The sequence below is a fragment of the Paracoccus sp. PARArs4 genome (assembly GCF_947311865.1).
Taxonomy (GTDB): domain Bacteria; phylum Pseudomonadota; class Alphaproteobacteria; order Rhodobacterales; family Rhodobacteraceae; genus Paracoccus; species Paracoccus zeaxanthinifaciens.
In genome coordinates this window covers 69254-84147 of record NZ_CAMZMW010000005.1, presented here as the reverse complement: position 1 = coordinate 84147, position 14894 = coordinate 69254, and the positions used below count along the sequence as shown (strand labels likewise).

Sequence of the window (14894 nt, the reverse complement as noted above, 5' to 3'; positions counted from 1 at the left end):
TCGGTTCCTGCCCGCGCGGGCGCGCGGGAATGGCATTTCATGGCCTTGAACCGTGCAAGGCGCTGCGGGTCAAGTCGCAAGCGCGGATTTCCCGCGTCCCGGCGGGGTTGTGAGCCGGGAAAAGGGGTGCTTAGGTGCATCCGAATTCACGATTGAAGGTGTCCCGATGGTCCGTCACATCCCCCTTGGCGTCGCGCTGGTCGCGGCGATGGCCCCCGCCCTGCCCGCTTCCGCGCAGGACGCCGCCGCAGAACCCCAGACCTTCACCTGCGCGGGTCAGCCCGCCGAATGGCTGGGCGGCACGCGCGAGGGCAGCGACATCGCGACCGCGGATGCGGCCATCGCGCTGTCCATGACGACCCGGACCGGCCAGCATCCCCACGCGGCCTTTACCGTGACCGGCGACGCGCAGCAGATCCGGCTGGAGGCCGCGTCGGACGGCGATCCGATGCTGCGCCTGCAGACCCCCGACGGCACCCAGATCGACGAGAACGACGACGCGGCCGGCACGCTCAATTCCCGGATCGAGACGCAGCTGGCGCCGGGCGACTATTGCGTGCAGCTGATCCCCGTCGGCAACGAGGACATGACCGCTCAGGTCCAGCTGGGCACCGCCGAAATGGAGCCGCTGCTGGCCGACCCCGAGGATCTGGCGATCGCCGCCTGCACCCCCCAGACCGAGGCGACGCCCCTTGCCGAAGGACCGCTGGCAGCCGCCCTGCCCGCCCGGACCGAGGCCACAGCCAGCGTCACCTATCACCGCTTCACGCTGGACCAGCCCACGGGCCTGACCCTGCGCGCGACCAGCGAACAGCTGGACCCGAACATGGCGCTGTTCGACGGCACCGGCCGCAAGATCGCCGAGAACGACGATGCGGACGGGCTGAACTCGCGGCTGGATTTCCCCAACGGGCTGATGGCGGGGGATTATTGCCTGGGCGTCGCGCCGCTGTCGGCGGGCAGCGGCAGCATCGCGGTCACGGCCGAGGCGCTGGATCGCGACACCTACCTGGCCGGGGCCTATGCAAGGGGCGAGATCGCGCCGACCGCCGATGGCAGCTATCCGATGCAGGCGCTGGAATTCCCCCGCGACCGAGAGACGGTCGTGCTGCAGGACGGTACCGCGCAATGGCTGACCTTCACGCTGGAGGAGGAGACGATGGTCGTCGTCAACGCCTATGGCATGATGACCGGCGTGGACACCAACCTTGCGCTGTTCGGGCCGGGCGGGGCCGCGCTGGAACAGAACGACGACCACGGCGAGGGCACCGATTCGCAGCTGGGTCCGGTGCTGCTGCAGCCCGGCCTCTATCGCCTTGCGCTGACCGATATCGGGCGCGAGGAACAGGGCGCGGTGCGGCCCGTCACGCTGACCTTCGACCGCTTCCTGCGGGCCGAGTAAGCGCGCGATCCCCGGTGCCGGCCTTGTCTGGCCGGCATCCGCCCCCATCTTTGTCTGCACGAACAGACATAGGAAAAGCCATGGACACGCAACGGGAACTGCTGATCGAACAACGCGTCGCGAATGACGCAAGATCGCCGGTGGTCGCCTATCTGCTGCTGATCTTCCTGTGGGGCTTCGGCGTGCACCGCATGTATCTGGGCCGCTGGATGAGCGGGCTGATCATGCTGGTCACCTGGCTGCTGGGCTGGGCGATGACGCTCATCCTGATCGGCTGGATCCCGATCGCCTTCGTCGCGCTGTGGTGCGTGATCGACCTGTTCCTGATCCCCGGCATGATCCGCGCCGACAAGGACGACATCCGCCGCAGGCTGTCGGTCTGACGGCTACTCGGCCCGGTCGGCCAGCTCGTCGGTCTTGCCCATGCGATACAGCTTCACCTCGCGCCACAGGCGCAGGGTGGGCTTCACGCAGAACAGGACCGAGCCGATGGTGAAGAACCAGGTTGCCGTAAAGGTCCAGCTGTCGAAGAAGAACATGATCGACCCGACGAGGAAGCAGATCGCCGCGCCGAAATCGACGAAGGTGTGGGCCAGCTCGACCTGGGCATAGAGCCTGCGCGAGGCGTGGGACGCCTCGCGACGGTGATGCCTGAACGCGCCGGCCCAGAAGCTCATTTGCTGAGCCCGCCCGCGATCGAGGGCATGTCGCCCGCGGCAAAGCCGTAATGGCGCAGCCAGCGAAGGTCGCTTTCGAAGAAGGCGCGCAGGTCGGGAATGCCGTATTTCAGCATGGCGATCCGGTCGATGCCCACGCCGAAGGCGAAGCCCTGCCACTGGTCGGAGTCGATCCCCGCCGCGCGCAGCACGTTGGGATGGACCATGCCCGAGCCCAGAATCTCCAGCCAGGAATTGCCCTGCCCGATCTTCAGCTGGCCGCCTTCCCAGGAACAGCGGATATCCACCTCGGCCGAGGGTTCGGTGAAGGGGAAGTGGCTGGCGCGGAAGCGCAGCTCGACCTCGTCCACCTCGAAGAAGGCGCGGCAGAATTCCTCGAGCGTCCATTTCAGCTGGGCCATGCTGATGTCGCGCCCGATGGCCAGACCCTCGATCTGGTGGAACATCGGCGTATGCGTCTGATCCATGTCCATGCGATAGACGCGGCCCGGCGCGATGACGCGGATCGGCGCGCCCTGTTCCTTCATCGCGCGGATCTGAACGGGGCTGGTATGGGTGCGCAGCACATGCGGCGGGCGGTCGTCGCCCGGCTCGCGATGCATGAAGAAGGTGTCGTGTTCCTGGCGCGCGGGATGTTCGGGCGCGATGTTCAGCGCGTCGAAATTGTACCAGTCGCTCTCGACCTGCGGGCCTTCGGCCACCGCAAAGCCCATGTCGGCGAAGATCGCGGTGATTTCTTCCGTGACCTGGCTGATGGGGTGGATGGTGCCCTGGCGGCGCGGGCGACCTGGCAGGGTCACGTCCAGCCATTCGTCCTTCAGCCGCGCATCCAGCGCCGCATCTTCCAGCGCCAGCTTGCGGGCGCGCAGGGCGGCGTCGATCTCGTCGCGCAGCTCGTTCAGGGCGCGGCCGGTGGTCTGACGCTCTTCGGGCGTCATCTTGCCCAGCTCTCGCATCTTCAGGCTGATCTCGCCCTTCTTGCCGAGGGCGGCAAGACGCACTTCCTCGATCTGGGCAGGATCGGCGGCACCGGCGATACGGTCGAGCCAGGTCTGGCGAAGGGGGTTCAGATCATCCATCGAGGGGCCTCATTCCAGTCGGCCCTCGGTTAGCATGGGTGCGCGCGCGGGGAAAGCCTGTCCGCCCCCGCGCGCGCCGTTCTTCAGTTCCAGATGTCGCGCGTCACGCCGGGCGCGATGCCGGGGTGCTTCTCGATGTGGAACTCGGGTTCCTGCCCCGCCTTGCGCTGACGCAGGTAGTCGCGCGTGACATGCACGACGGTCCCCGACAGCAGCACGATGGCGATCAGGTTGATCGTGGCCATCAGGCCCATGCTGGCATCCGCGAAGTTGAACACGGTCGAGACGGCCTGAAGCGCGCCCCAGACGACCATGCCCAGAACGGCGATCCGCAGCACCATGATCCCCGACTTGCCCGCACCCAGGAAGACCAGCGCGTTCTCGGCATAGGAGTAGTTGCCGATGATCGAGGTGAAGGCGAAGAAGAAGATCGCGATCGCGACGAAGATGTGGCCGAAGCCGCCGAAGTGGTCGGCCAGCGCCGCCTGCGTCAGGTTCACGCCCGTCAGCTCGGACGAGGGCATGACGTCGGCCAGCAGGATCATCACCGCGGTCGCGGTGCAGACCAGGATGGTGTCGATGAAGACGCCCAGTGCCTGCACGAAGCCCTGGCTGGAGGGGTGGTGCGGATCCGGCACGGCGACCGCCGCGATGTTCGGGGCCGAGCCCATGCCGGCCTCGTTCGAGAAGAGCCCGCGCTTGATGCCGTTCATCATCGCGGCCATGACGCCGCCGGTGACGCCGCCCACGGCCTCCTGCAGGCCGAAGGCCGATTTCACGATGCCGGTCAGGATGCCCGGAACCGCGCCGATGTTCATCAGCAGCACGATGACGGCGGCCAGCAGATACAGGCCCGCCATGATCGGGACGATCAGCTGCGCGGTGCGCGCGATCTGCGGGATGCCCCCGAAGATGATCAGGCCCGACAGCGCGGCCACGAAGATGCCGACGGCCAGCGTGCTGATGCCGAACGACCCCTCGACCGCCTGCGCGATCGAATTGGCCTGGACCGCGTTGAAGACCAGCCCGAAGGACACGATCAGCGCGACCGAGAACAGCGCCGCCATCCAGTTCTGGCCCAGGCCGCGGGCGATGTAATATGCGGGACCGCCGCGATACATGCCCTGCCCGTCACGCACCTTGTAGAGCTGCGCCAGAAGGCTTTCGGAATAGGCGGTGGCCATGCCGACCAGCGCGACCATCCACATCCAGAAGATGGCGCCCGGGCCGCCCAGGGTCAGCGCGACCGCGACGCCCGCGATGTTGCCCGTGCCCACGCGGCTTGCCAGCGACACCGCCAGCGCCTGGAACGGCGAGATGCCCGCCCGGTCGACCTCGCCCGAACCCTTCACGCAGCGCCACATCTCGCGGAAATGCAGGAACTGGACGAAGCCCAGGCGGATGGTGAAGTAGATGCCGACGGCCAGCAGACCGTAGATCAGCACATAGCCCCAGAAGATGTTGTTCAGAAAATCGATGATGGCGTCCATGCCGCCCCTCCTCTGCCGAGATATGAGGCAGTCCTTAACAGGGTCGTGAGCGATGGCAAGGCCGGGGACCCGCGATCAGCGGGGTCGGGCCGTCAGCCAGACGCCGCCCTCGGGGCGCAGGGTCAGGATCATCCGGGGCCTGGGATCGCGGCCCGGCACGCGGCGGAAACGGAAGCGCGACAGCAGTGTCGCCAGGATGATCACGGCCTCCTGCATCGCGAAGCTGGCGCCGATGCAGATGCGCGGCCCCGCGCCGAAGGGCAGAAAGGCATAGCGGTCAGGGGTTTGCAGGAAGCGGTCGGGATCGAACCCGTCGGGGCGGTCCCACAGCAGGTGGTGACGGTGCAGCGCATAGATCGGCAGGATGACCGTGTCGCCGGGACGCACCTCGCGGCCGCAAACGCGGTCCGCCGCCTGCGCAGTGCGCGACAGGAAGGCCGCCGGCGGATAAAGGCGCAGCGTCTCGTTGACGATGCGCGTCGTGACGGGAAGATGCGCCACATCCGCCGCCGTGGCCGCGCGCCCCTGCAAGAGGGCCTGCGACTCGGCCGCCGCGCGTTCCTGCCAGTCGGGGTCGAAGGCCATCAGGTACAGCGCCCAGGCCAGTGTCAGGGCCGTCGTCTCGTGGCCCGCGACGATGAAGGTCAGCAGGTTGTCGCGCAGCTCGTCGCGGTTCATCGCGCGGCCGGTCTCGGGGTCGGACGCGCCCAGCAGCAGGTCCAGAAGGTCCGGCACCCCGACATGCGGACGCTCGGCCCGGGTCGCGATGGCCCGGTCCGCGATGGCCTTCATCCGCTTCAGCCCCGGCCCCGCGAACAGCCGCCCCGGACGCGGCAGCCATGCGGGCAGCCCCATCACGTCCATCAGCGACACCTTGGCCGTCTGCGCGATATAAGCGTCGATGGCCTGATGCACGCCGTCGCGGTCGAACGCGCCCTCGCCGCCCGACAAGGTCACGTCCGAGATCACCTCGAACGTGGCCGCGACCGTTTCCTCGAAGATGTCCAGCGCGCCCGGGGCGGCGGCGATCCGGCGGCAGGACGCCTCGGCCGCGGCGGTCATCACGGGGGCCAGCGCCTCGACGTTGCGGCTGGAAAAGGCGGGGGCCGCGGCGCGGCGCTGCCAGCGCCAATGCGCGCCCTCGGCCACGAACAGGCTGTCGCCGATGGCCGGTTCCAGGATCAGCTTGGTCGTGGTGGATTTCGGGTAATCCTCGACCCGTTCCTTGAGGATGCGGCGCAGGCTGGCGGGGTCCATGACCATGTGCCAGCGCAGGCCGGTCGTGCCCGACACGATGGGCTGGCGCGTGGCGATGGCGGGGATCAGTTCCAGCACGTTGCGGCGCGCGGTCATCGCCGTGCCCCACAGGCCCAGGGGCCGCATGGCCAGCGGCACGCGGGCGGGTTCGCCGCGGACAGGGCTCCGTTGCGCGGGGGGCGGTTGCTGGTCGGTCTGGTCGCGTGCCATGGCCGCAAGGCTATGCAATCGCGCGGCGCCCCGGCAAGTGTTCAGGGCGGGTCATGATGTCGCAAAGAAAAAGGGGCCTCGCAAAGCGGGCCCCCTTCGAAGTCGCGTCCTGAACGGATCAGGCTGCGGCTTTCGCCTTCTCGACGATCGCGCCGAACGCTTCCGGCTCGTTCACGGCCAGATCGGCCAGAACCTTGCGGTCAACCTCGATGCCGGCTTTCGCCAGCAGGTTGATGAAGCGCGAATAGGTCATCTCGGCGTCGATCGCACGGACACCTGCGTTGATGCGCTGGATCCACAGCGAGCGGAAGCTGCGCTTGCGGTTCTTGCGGTCGCGGGTGGCGTACTGGTTCGCCTTGTCGACGGCCTGCGTGGCGGTACGGAAGTTGCGCGAACGGTTACCGTAGTAACCCTTGGCAGCCTTCAGGACCTTCTTGTGGCGGGCGTGGGTAACCTTGCCGGATTTGACTCGTGCCATGTTTCAGTCCTCGATCAGCGGTTGTAGGGCATGTACTTCTTGACGATGTTGGCATCCGCGTCCGACAGGACGGTGGTGCCGCGCGCGTCGCGAATGAACTTCGTCGTGCGCTTGATCATGCCGTGGCGCTTGCCGGCCTGGCCGGATTTCACCTTGCCCGAGGCCGTGAACGAGAACCGCTTCTTGGCGGCCGACTTGGTCTTCATCTTCGGCATTTTCATCTCCTTCATCAGAGTGAACGTGCGACTCGGCAATGCCATATCGGCCGGACGCACGGGATCGGAAGCGCGCCGTATAAGCGCGTCCGGGTGATTTGGCAAGTGCTCAGTCGGCGTCCTGCGGCAGGACCGAACGCAGGGCGGTCGCGACATCCGCGGGCTGGAACGGCCCGGGCTGCAGCTGCGCCCCCGCAAACAGCGACAGGATGCCCGCCACCAGCGCCAGCACGGCCAGCCGCGGCGGCTGGAGCCGCAGCAGCTGGACCACCGCCAGCACCACCGAGGCCGCGCACAGCGCGACCCCGAGGACCATCAGGATGGCCGAAGCGCTCATTCCAGCTCCGACGCGTAGATCAGGCGCTCGTCGCAGGGCGCGATGCGCAGGATGTTCGTCGAACCGGCCACGTTGAACGGCACGCCTGCGACGACCACGACCTGGCGGGTCTCGTCGGCAAAGCCGTAGTCGCGGGCGGCACGGGTCGCGTTGACGACCGCCTCCTTGAAGCGCGACAGGCGGCCCGTGACGACGCAATGCGTGCCCCAGGTCAGGCACATGCGGCGCAGCACCGATTCGATGGGCGACATCGCCAGGATCGGCACGCGCGGACGTTCGCGGCCGACCAGGCTGACGGTCTTGCCCGACTGGGTGAAGACGCAGATGGCGGCGACGTCGGTCGTCTCGGCGATCTCGCGCGCGGCGGTCACGATGGCGTCCGGCACGGTCGACAGGCTGGCGCGGCGCGCCGCGTCGATGATCGAGCGGTAGTTCGGGTCCGCCTCGACCGACCGGGCGACGCTGTCCATCGTGCGCACGGCCTCGATCGGGAAGTCGCCGGCGGCGCTTTCGGCCGACAGCATGACCGCGTCGGTGCCTTCGTAGATGGCGTTGGCCACGTCGCTGACCTCGGCGCGGGTCGGCATCGGGCTCTCGATCATAGATTCCAGCATCTGCGTCGCGACGATCACCGGCTTGGCGGCGGCGCGGCACTGGCGGACCAGGCGCTTCTGGATCGGCGGGACCGAATGCACCGGCAGCTCGACGCCCAGGTCGCCGCGGGCGACCATGATGCCGTCGGATGCCTCGAGGATCTCCTCGAAGGCGCGGACGGCCGCGGGCTTCTCGATCTTGGACAGGACGGCGGCGCGGCCCTTGGCCAGCGACTTGGCCTCCTCGACATCCTCGGCGCGCTGCACGAAGGACAGGGCCAGCCAGTCCACGCCCAGCTCGCAGGCGAATTCGAGGTCGGCGCGGTCCTTGTCCGACAGCGCGGCCAGCGGCAGCACCACGTCGGGGACGTTCACGCCCTTGCGGTCGCTGATCGTGCCCCCGACGGTGACGGTGCAATTGGCGAAATCGGCGCCGCATTCGTCGACGCGCAAGCGGATCTTGCCGTCGTTGACCAGCAGCTCGCTGCCCTCGATCAGGGCGGCGAAGATCTCGGGATGGGGCAGCTGCACGCGTTCGCCATTGCCTTCGGCGGCATCGAGGTCGAAGCGGAAGCGGTCGCCCGGCGCCAGGTCGTGCGCGCCGTCGGCGAACTTGCCCACGCGCAGCTTCGGACCCTGAAGGTCGGCCAGGATCGCGATGGGGCGGCCTGCCTCGGCCTCGATCTGGCGGATGATCTCGTAGCGTTCGCGGTGATCTTCGTGGCTGCCGTGGCTCATGTTCAGACGGAACACATCGGCGCCGGCCTCGAACAGGGCCGAGATCATTTCCTTGGTGGAAGATGCCGGCCCGAGGGTTGCCACGATCTTCACGTTGCGATGTCTTCTCATATCCCGTCCCTTCTCGAATTTAGCGCTATCTATGCCGCAATCGCGACGTGTGGGCAACTGGCGTCTGGCGCGCGGACATCGTAGACAGCCTGCACCATGATGGATGACCACGGCATGACGGAAACCCCCTACCTGACCGAGGGCGCGGACCGCCCCTCGCGCTGGCTGATCACCTGCGACCATGCGACGAATCGCGTCCCCGACTGGGTGGGCGGCGGCGATCTGGGCATCGCGCGCGACGACATGGACCGCCATATCGCCTTCGACGTGGGGGCCGCGGGGCTGACCCGCGAACTGGCGCGGATCATGGACGCGCCCGCGATCCTGTCCGATTTCTCGCGGCTGGTGATCGACCCCAACCGCGGCGAGGACGATCCGACCCTGCTGATGCGGCTCTATGACGGGACGGTGATCCCCGCGAACCGCCATGCGGACGCGCAGGAACGCGAACGTCGCCTGCGGCTGCTGCACCGCCCCTATCACGACGCGCTGGATGCGCTGGCCGACCGGCATCCGCACCGCTGCATCTGCGCGATCCACAGCTTCACGCCGCAGCTGCGCGGACGGCCGCCGCGCCCCTGGCAGGTCGGCATCCTCTACAGCCACCGTGATGCGCGGCTGGGTCCGGCGATGGTGCGGGCCTGCCGGGCCGAGGGTTGGATCACCGGCGAGAACGAGCCCTATGACGGGCATCTGCAGGGCGATTCCATCGACCGCCACGCGCTGGACCATGGCCGCCCGAATCTGCTGATCGAGCTGCGCAACGACCTGATCGCCACCCCCGAAGGGCAGGCGGAATGGGCCCGCCGCCTTGCCCCCGTGATCGAACGGGTGCTGGCCGACAGCGGGCTGTAAGCGGGCGTCAGACGCCCAGCTTGCGGCTTTCCTCGATATAGATCTCGCGCAGGCGCGCGGCGACCGGGCCGGGCGCGCCGCTGCCGATCTTCGCGCCGTCGATCTCGACCACGGGCATGACGAAGGCGGATGCCGAGGTCACGAAGGCCTCGTCGGCCTCCTGCGCCTCGGCGATGGTGAAGCTGCGCTCCTCGACCTTCATCTGGGCCTCGGCGGCAAAGCGCAGGACCGCGGCGCGGGTGATGCCGTGCAGGATGTCGTTGCTCAGCTCGCGGGTGACGATGGTGCCGCCCTTGACGATATAGGCGTTGTTCGACGTCCCTTCGGTCACGCGGCCGTCCTCGACCATCCACGCATCGTCCACGCCGCGCGCCTTCGCCTCCATCTTGGCCATCGAGGGATAGAGCAGCTGCACCGTCTTGATGTCGCGGCGGCCCCAACGCAGATCCTCGACCCCGATGACGCGCCAGCCGGTCTTGGCGGCGGGATTGTCGGCCAGGCCGGGCTTCGACTGCGTGAACATCACCACCGTCGGCGTCACGTCCGCGGCGGGATAGGCGAAGTCACGGTCGCCCGGATTGCCCCGCGTCACCTGCAGATAGACGAGGCCGTCGCCGATGCCGTTCTTCTCCAGCAGCGCGCGATGGGCCTCGAGGTATTCGTCGTCGCTCAGCGGGTTGGCGATCTGCAGTTCCGACAGCGACCGCTTCAGGCGCACCATGTGGCCCTCGAAATCGATCAGCTTGCCGTCCAGCACGCTGACGACCTCGTAGACGCCATCGGCCATCAGGAAGCCGCGATCGAAGACCGAGACGCTGGCCTCGGCCTCGGGCAGATAGGTTCCGTTCAAATAAACAATGCGCGACATCGCGAGCCTCCTTGCCATCCGCGTTCGCGGGCGGTCCTGCGCCCAAAGATGCGGCAGGTCAAGCACGCTGCGGTGCAGGAAAACCCTTGCTGCAAGTGCAGCGCAACATTATTACCGTAAACGACATGCAAACTTTATGAACTGGACCCAGTGATGAGCTTTCGCCTTCAGCCCCCATCCCCGGCCCGCCTGAACCGCTGCCAGCTGTTCGGCCCCGGTTCGCGCACCGCCCTGTTCGAGAAGATGGCCCGTTCCGCCGCCGACGTGATCAATCTCGACCTCGAGGATTCGGTCGCCCCCGACGACAAGGCGCAGGCGCGCGCCAATATCGTGCAGGCCATCGGCGACGTGGACTGGGGCGACAAGACGCTGTCGGTGCGCATCAACGGGCTGGATACGCCCTACTGGTATCGCGACGTGGTCGATCTGCTGGAACAGGCGGGCGACCGGATCGACCAGATCATGATCCCCAAGGTCGGCAACGCCTCGGACATCTATGCGGTGGATGCGCTGGTGACGGCCATCGAACGCGCGAAGGGCCGCACGAAACCCATCGCCTTCGAGGTCATCATCGAGAGCGCCGCCGGCATCTGCCATGTGGAGGAGATCGCGGCGGCCTCGCCCCGGATGCAGGCGATCAGCCTGGGTGCCGCGGATTTCGCGGCCTCGATGGGCATGGCCACGACCGGCATCGGCGGCACGCAGGAGGATTATTACATGATCCGCGAGGGGCAGAAATACTGGCCCGATCCCTGGCACTGGGTGCAGGCCAAGATCGTCGCCGCCTGCCGCACGCACGGCCTGCTGCCCGTGGACGGACCCTTTGGCGATTTCAGCGATCCCGACGGCTATGTCGCGCAGGCGCGGCGGTCCGCGACGCTTGGCATGGTCGGCAAATGGGCGATCCATCCCAGCCAGATCGCGCTGGCGAACGACGTCTTCTCGCCAAGCGAGGCCGCCGTCACCGAGGCGCAGGAGATCCTGTCGGCCATGGCCGAGGCGAAGGCCAGCGGATCGGGGGCCACGGTCTACAAGGGGCGGCTGGTCGACATCGCATCGATCAAGCAGGCCGAGGTGATCGTGCGCCAGGCCGAACTGATCAACTGCGCCTGAGCCTGCGGAACGCGGCGGATGCCCCCCAGCCCGCCGCGACCGCGACCGCCAGCGACATCAGCCCGTAGATCAGCGGCCTGTCGAACGCCAGGTTGTAGAGGAACCTTTCCACCCCGACCTTCCGCACCTCGATGCCCGCGCGATAGACGTCGATGACCTCGCCGCCGCGCAGCAGGAAGATGCGGGTCTTGTAGTCGCCCTCGATCAGGTTGGCGGGCAGCCGGATGTCGGTGCGGAACAGCGTGTCCTCGACCAAGGTGACGCTGGATTCGTCCAGACGGTAATGGCCGTCCTGCCGACGCAGCCGGATCATCGCCTCGGTGAAGGGGCGGGTATCCGCGACCGCGGGTGTGTCCGCGAAGGCGCGCAGCGATTGCGGCAACGAGATGCGGTAGCGGCTGTCCCATGCGGGGGACAGGATTTCCTCCAGCGGTCCGGTCGTCGCCACGGCATAGAAGCTGGGCGCGGCCCCGATCCGCACGCTGTCGGTATTCACCCAGATCCCGAAGCGGCGCTGCTTCTGCCAGATCGTCGCCGGCTGCGAGGGGGCCTCGATGGTGACGATCACGTCCAGATCGCCTGCGGGGATCGGCGCCTCGCGCTTGACCGCGCCATAGATCAGGATCTCGGACCCGTCGAAGCTGGCCGTGATCGAGACCGAGGCGTTCGACAGCCCCGCGACGACCTGCTCGCCCGTCGGGCGCTCCTCGGGGGTGACGGGGCTGCGGGGCTGCCCCGGATCGGGAAACAGCGGCCAGCCCCGTTCGTCGGTCGGCAGGATGCCCCCCGTTTCGGGCACGGTCGATCCGGCCCCCTGCGCATGCACGGGTTCGGCCGCAAGAATGGCCAGCGCGGCGATCGCCCAGCGCATCACCGTCCCCCCGCCGCGATCTGGAACAGGTCGTCGGGCGTCAGGAACAGGTCCAGCGCCAGCTTGCCGCAGACCGCCAGCACCAGCAGCGCCAGCAGGATGCGCAGCTGCTCGGCCCGCAGCCTTGCGCCCAGCGTCGTGCCGATCTGCGCACCGATCACGCCCCCCACGATCAGCAGGACGGCCAGCATCACGTCCACGGTGTTGTAGTTCACCGCATGCATCAGCGTGGTGAAGGCGGTGACGAAGGTGATCTGGAACAGCGACGTGCCGACCACGACCTTGGTCGGCATCCCCAGAAGATAGATCATCGCGGGCACCATGATGAAGCCGCCGCCCACCCCCATGATCGCGGCCAGCACGCCCACCGCGACGCCCACCAGCAAAGGCGGGATCAAGCTGATATACAGCCCCGAGGCGCGGAACTTGACCTTCAGCGGCCAGCGGTGGATCCAGCTGTGCTGATGCAGCCGCCGCCTGCCCGCCGCCGGGTTCCGCGAACGGGTCAGCGCGCGCACGCTTTCCTGCAGCATCATGCCGCCGATCAGGCCGAGAAACACGACATAGCACAGCTGCACGACCAGCTCGACCTGGCCCAGCCGCTGCAGGATGTTGAAGACCAGCACCCCCAGCCCCGAGCCCACAAGGCCGCCTGCCAGCAGCACGCCCCCCATGCGGAAATCGACGGTCTTGCGCTTCATGTGCGCCAGCACGCCGGATACCGAGGATGCGACCACCTGGTTCGCGCCGGTCGCCACCGCGATGGCGGGCGGGATGCCGATGAAGAACAGAAGCGGCGTGATCAGGAAGCCGCCGCCCACGCCGAACAGGCCGCTCATGACACCGACCAGCCCGCCAAGGCCCGTCAGCGTGAAGGCATTGACCGAGACCTCGGCGATGGGAAGATAGATCTGCATCCTGCGCGGCCCGTTCCTGTTGGCGTTCAGGATGACGCGGCGGCGCGGCATCGTCAAACCGCTTTCGCGCCCGTGTCCGACGCGGACGGGTTGAAGCGCGATGCCCGCCCGGCTAATCGTTGGTGGTCTAATCGTTGGTGGTCACGATCGCGCGCGCGTATCGCCTGCCGCGCGGCGCACAACACGGGGGGCTGGATGCGTATTCTCATCACCAATGACGACGGCATCAACGCACCGGGCCTCGAGGTTCTCGAACAGATCGCGACCCAGCTTGCCGGCCCCGGGGGCGAGGTCTGGACCGTCGCCCCCGCGTTCGAGCAGTCGGGCGTCGCGCATTGCATCAGCTACAGCCACCCCACGATGATCGCCGAACTGGCGCCGCGCCGCTTCGCCGCCGAGGGCAGCCCCGCCGATTGCGTGCTGGCGGCCGTCGGTGACATCATGCGGGACGCCCTGCCCGACCTGGTGCTGTCGGGCGTCAACCGCGGCAACAACGCGGGCGAGAACGCGATGTATTCCGGCACCATCGGCGGCGCGATGGAGGCCGCCCTGCAGGGCCTCCCCGCCATCGCCCTGTCGCAATACATGGGCCCCGAGACCGCCGTCCTCGACGATCCGTTCGAGGGCGCGCGCCTGACCGGCGCCTCGGTCATCCGCCAGATCCTCGACCATGGGGACTGGACGTCGGACGCGGATTTCCGGCTGTTCTACAACGTGAACTTTCCGCCGGTCGCGGCTGCCGACATCCGCGGCCTGCGCGTCGCGCCGCAGGGCCGCCGCCGCGGGTCGCGCTTCGGGGTCGAACCCTATGTCGCGCCGAACGGTCGGCGCTTCATGTGGGTGCGCGGCGGATCGCAGCAGGCCCCCGCATCCGAGGGCAGCGACGTCGCCGCCAACATGGAGGGCTTCGTCTCGGTCACGCCGATGCGGGCCGACCTGACCTGTCACGCCTCGCTGGACGGGCTGTCGCGGGCGCTGGACGCCGCGCCGCTGAAAAGGTCCGCCGGATGAACGAGGACACCCCCGAGACCGAGGCCGAGCGCAAGATGCGCTTCCTGTTCCAGCTGCGATCGCGGGGGGTCACCGATCCGCGCGTGCTGGCCGCGATGGAAAAGATCGACCGCGGCCTGTTCGTCAAGGGACAGTTCGCCGATCGCGCCTACGAGGATACGCCGCTGCCCATTCCCTGCGGCCAGACGATCAGCCAGCCCTCGGTCGTGGGGCTGATGACGCAGGCGCTGGCGGTGGGGCCGCGCGACACCGTGCTCGAGATTGGGACGGGGTCCGGGTACCAGGCGGCGATCCTGTCGGGGCTGTGCCGCCGCATCTATACCGTCGACCGCCACCGCAGGCTGGTGCAGGAGGCCGAGGACGTGTTCCGCGCCCTGGGCCTGCACAACATCGTGGCACAGATGGCCGACGGATCGCGCGGGCTGCCCGACCAGGCGCCCTTCGACCGCATCCTGGTCACCGCCGCAGCCGAGGATCCGCCGGGTCCGCTGTTGGCGCAGCTGAAGATCGGCGGTATCATGGTGGTCCCCGTCGGGCAGTCGGACGCGGTGCAGACGTTGATCCGCGTCAGCCGGACGGAAACCGGTTTCGATTACGACGAATTGCGGCAGGTGCGGTTCGTCCCGCTGGTCGAGGGGTTGGGCCAGACATGACCCCCGGCGGGCAGGCAGG

17 protein-coding genes are annotated in these 14894 nt (G+C 68.0%); 6 read left to right on the top strand and 11 right to left on the bottom strand.

The window, feature by feature from the left end; genetic code table 11:
* Window positions 1–166 precede the first annotated feature (166 nt).
* Both QMZ16_RS05660 and QMZ16_RS05655 read left to right on the top strand, forming a co-directional pair.
* Window positions 167–1402, top strand: coding sequence for a DVUA0089 family protein (locus tag QMZ16_RS05660; RefSeq protein ID WP_282602468.1), 1236 nt, complete (start codon window positions 167–169; stop codon window positions 1400–1402).
* Window positions 1403–1482: 80 nt separating this feature from the next.
* Complete coding sequence (locus tag QMZ16_RS05655) at window positions 1483–1785, top strand: TM2 domain-containing protein (RefSeq protein ID WP_282602467.1); 303 nt, start codon at window positions 1483–1485, stop codon at window positions 1783–1785.
* A 3-nt stretch (window positions 1786–1788) separates the two neighbouring features.
* Here the strand turns inward: QMZ16_RS05655 and QMZ16_RS05650 are convergent, their stop codons facing one another.
* From QMZ16_RS05650 to pyk, 8 genes are all read right to left on the bottom strand, one after another.
* Window positions 1789–2079: a YrhK family protein gene (locus QMZ16_RS05650; protein ID WP_022706628.1), complete on the bottom strand. Its 291-nt coding sequence runs from the start codon at window positions 2077–2079 to the stop codon at window positions 1789–1791.
* The gene (pheS, locus tag QMZ16_RS05645) at window positions 2076–3158 is read right to left on the bottom strand and encodes a phenylalanine--tRNA ligase subunit alpha (protein ID WP_282602466.1); all 1083 of its coding nucleotides are present in this window, start codon (window positions 3156–3158) and stop codon (window positions 2076–2078) included. Before pheS ends, QMZ16_RS05650 begins: the two co-directional genes overlap by 4 nt.
* An 83-nt stretch (window positions 3159–3241) precedes the next feature.
* Window positions 3242–4648 carry an alanine/glycine:cation symporter family protein gene (locus QMZ16_RS05640; RefSeq protein WP_282602465.1) on the bottom strand — a complete coding sequence of 469 codons (1407 nt, stop codon included), beginning with the start codon at window positions 4646–4648 and terminating at the stop codon, window positions 3242–3244.
* A 75-nt stretch (window positions 4649–4723) separates the two neighbouring features.
* On the bottom strand, window positions 4724–6031 hold the full coding sequence (locus QMZ16_RS05635) for a cytochrome P450 (protein ID WP_282602559.1): 1308 nt from the start codon (window positions 6029–6031) through the stop codon (window positions 4724–4726).
* A gap of 202 nt (window positions 6032–6233) precedes the next feature.
* Complete coding sequence (gene rplT, locus QMZ16_RS05630; protein WP_022708491.1) at window positions 6234–6593, bottom strand: 50S ribosomal protein L20; 360 nt, start codon at window positions 6591–6593, stop codon at window positions 6234–6236.
* Between the two features lie 14 nt (window positions 6594–6607).
* Window positions 6608–6808 carry a 50S ribosomal protein L35 gene (gene rpmI / locus QMZ16_RS05625; RefSeq protein ID WP_022708492.1) on the bottom strand — a complete coding sequence of 67 codons (201 nt, stop codon included), beginning with the start codon at window positions 6806–6808 and terminating at the stop codon, window positions 6608–6610.
* A 109-nt stretch (window positions 6809–6917) separates the two neighbouring features.
* Window positions 6918–7145 (bottom strand): hypothetical protein, encoded by a 228-nt coding sequence (locus tag QMZ16_RS05620; protein WP_282602464.1) that lies wholly within the window; start codon window positions 7143–7145, stop codon window positions 6918–6920.
* Window positions 7142–8587, bottom strand: coding sequence for a pyruvate kinase (gene pyk, locus QMZ16_RS05615; RefSeq protein ID WP_282602463.1), 1446 nt, complete (start codon window positions 8585–8587; stop codon window positions 7142–7144). Before pyk ends, QMZ16_RS05620 begins: the two co-directional genes overlap by 4 nt.
* A 114-nt stretch (window positions 8588–8701) precedes the next feature.
* Here pyk and QMZ16_RS05610 point away from each other — a divergent pair, with 114 nt between their 5' ends.
* Window positions 8702–9442, top strand: coding sequence for an N-formylglutamate amidohydrolase (locus tag QMZ16_RS05610; protein WP_282602462.1), 741 nt, complete (start codon window positions 8702–8704; stop codon window positions 9440–9442).
* A 7-nt stretch (window positions 9443–9449) separates the two neighbouring features.
* Here QMZ16_RS05610 and QMZ16_RS05605 read toward each other — a convergent pair whose 3' ends face one another.
* Window positions 9450–10310, bottom strand: a complete 861-nt coding sequence (locus QMZ16_RS05605; RefSeq protein WP_282602461.1) for a D-amino-acid transaminase — start codon at window positions 10308–10310, stop codon at window positions 9450–9452.
* A gap of 153 nt (window positions 10311–10463) precedes the next feature.
* Between QMZ16_RS05605 and QMZ16_RS05600 the strand changes: the two genes are divergently transcribed.
* Complete coding sequence (locus tag QMZ16_RS05600; protein ID WP_282602460.1) at window positions 10464–11423, top strand: L-malyl-CoA/beta-methylmalyl-CoA lyase; 960 nt, start codon at window positions 10464–10466, stop codon at window positions 11421–11423.
* On the opposite strand, the gene QMZ16_RS05595 is transcribed toward QMZ16_RS05600, so the two are convergent.
* Window positions 11410–12294, bottom strand: a complete 885-nt coding sequence (locus QMZ16_RS05595) for a TIGR02186 family protein (RefSeq protein WP_282602459.1) — start codon at window positions 12292–12294, stop codon at window positions 11410–11412. The two genes, QMZ16_RS05600 and QMZ16_RS05595, sit on opposite strands and share 14 nt — an antisense overlap.
* A complete protein-coding gene (locus QMZ16_RS05590; RefSeq protein ID WP_282602558.1) occupies window positions 12294–13211 on the bottom strand; it encodes a sulfite exporter TauE/SafE family protein in 918 nt (305 codons plus the stop codon). The genes QMZ16_RS05595 and QMZ16_RS05590 overlap by 1 nt, the downstream gene beginning before the upstream one ends.
* Before the next feature lie 195 nt (window positions 13212–13406).
* Between QMZ16_RS05590 and surE the strand changes: the two genes are divergently transcribed.
* Entirely contained in the window at window positions 13407–14222 is an 816-nt protein-coding gene (gene surE, locus QMZ16_RS05585; protein WP_282602458.1) for a 5'/3'-nucleotidase SurE, read from the top strand.
* On the top strand, window positions 14219–14875 hold the full coding sequence (locus QMZ16_RS05580) for a protein-L-isoaspartate(D-aspartate) O-methyltransferase (protein WP_022708501.1): 657 nt from the start codon (window positions 14219–14221) through the stop codon (window positions 14873–14875). The genes surE and QMZ16_RS05580 overlap by 4 nt, the downstream gene beginning before the upstream one ends.
* Window positions 14876–14894 lie beyond the last annotated feature (19 nt).

Excerpts from the sequence above, each read along its gene's own strand:
- pyk (WP_282602463.1), bottom strand. The coding sequence starts at position 8,587 with ATGAGAAGACATCGCAACGTGAAGATCGTGGCAACCCTCGGGCCGGCA.
- QMZ16_RS05650 (WP_022706628.1), bottom strand. The coding sequence starts at position 2,079 with ATGAGCTTCTGGGCCGGCGCGTTCAGGCATCACCGTCGCGAGGCGTCC.
- QMZ16_RS05610 (WP_282602462.1), top strand. The coding sequence starts at position 8,702 with ATGACGGAAACCCCCTACCTGACCGAGGGCGCGGACCGCCCCTCGCGC.
- QMZ16_RS05605 (WP_282602461.1), bottom strand. The coding sequence starts at position 10,310 with ATGTCGCGCATTGTTTATTTGAACGGAACCTATCTGCCCGAGGCCGAG.
- QMZ16_RS05655 (WP_282602467.1), top strand. The coding sequence starts at position 1,483 with ATGGACACGCAACGGGAACTGCTGATCGAACAACGCGTCGCGAATGAC.
- QMZ16_RS05635 (WP_282602559.1), bottom strand. The coding sequence starts at position 6,031 with ATGCGGCCCCTGGGCCTGTGGGGCACGGCGATGACCGCGCGCCGCAAC.
- pheS (WP_282602466.1), bottom strand. The coding sequence starts at position 3,158 with ATGGATGATCTGAACCCCCTTCGCCAGACCTGGCTCGACCGTATCGCC.
- QMZ16_RS05640 (WP_282602465.1), bottom strand. The coding sequence starts at position 4,648 with ATGGACGCCATCATCGATTTTCTGAACAACATCTTCTGGGGCTATGTG.
- QMZ16_RS05660 (WP_282602468.1), top strand. The coding sequence starts at position 167 with ATGGTCCGTCACATCCCCCTTGGCGTCGCGCTGGTCGCGGCGATGGCC.
- QMZ16_RS05580 (WP_022708501.1), top strand. The coding sequence starts at position 14,219 with ATGAACGAGGACACCCCCGAGACCGAGGCCGAGCGCAAGATGCGCTTC.
- QMZ16_RS05595 (WP_282602459.1), bottom strand. The coding sequence starts at position 12,294 with ATGCGCTGGGCGATCGCCGCGCTGGCCATTCTTGCGGCCGAACCCGTG.
- QMZ16_RS05620 (WP_282602464.1), bottom strand. The coding sequence starts at position 7,145 with ATGAGCGCTTCGGCCATCCTGATGGTCCTCGGGGTCGCGCTGTGCGCG.
- surE (WP_282602458.1), top strand. The coding sequence starts at position 13,407 with ATGCGTATTCTCATCACCAATGACGACGGCATCAACGCACCGGGCCTC.
- QMZ16_RS05590 (WP_282602558.1), bottom strand. The coding sequence starts at position 13,211 with ATGCAGATCTATCTTCCCATCGCCGAGGTCTCGGTCAATGCCTTCACG.
- QMZ16_RS05600 (WP_282602460.1), top strand. The coding sequence starts at position 10,464 with ATGAGCTTTCGCCTTCAGCCCCCATCCCCGGCCCGCCTGAACCGCTGC.
- rplT (WP_022708491.1), bottom strand. The coding sequence starts at position 6,593 with ATGGCACGAGTCAAATCCGGCAAGGTTACCCACGCCCGCCACAAGAAG.
- rpmI (WP_022708492.1), bottom strand. The coding sequence starts at position 6,808 with ATGCCGAAGATGAAGACCAAGTCGGCCGCCAAGAAGCGGTTCTCGTTC.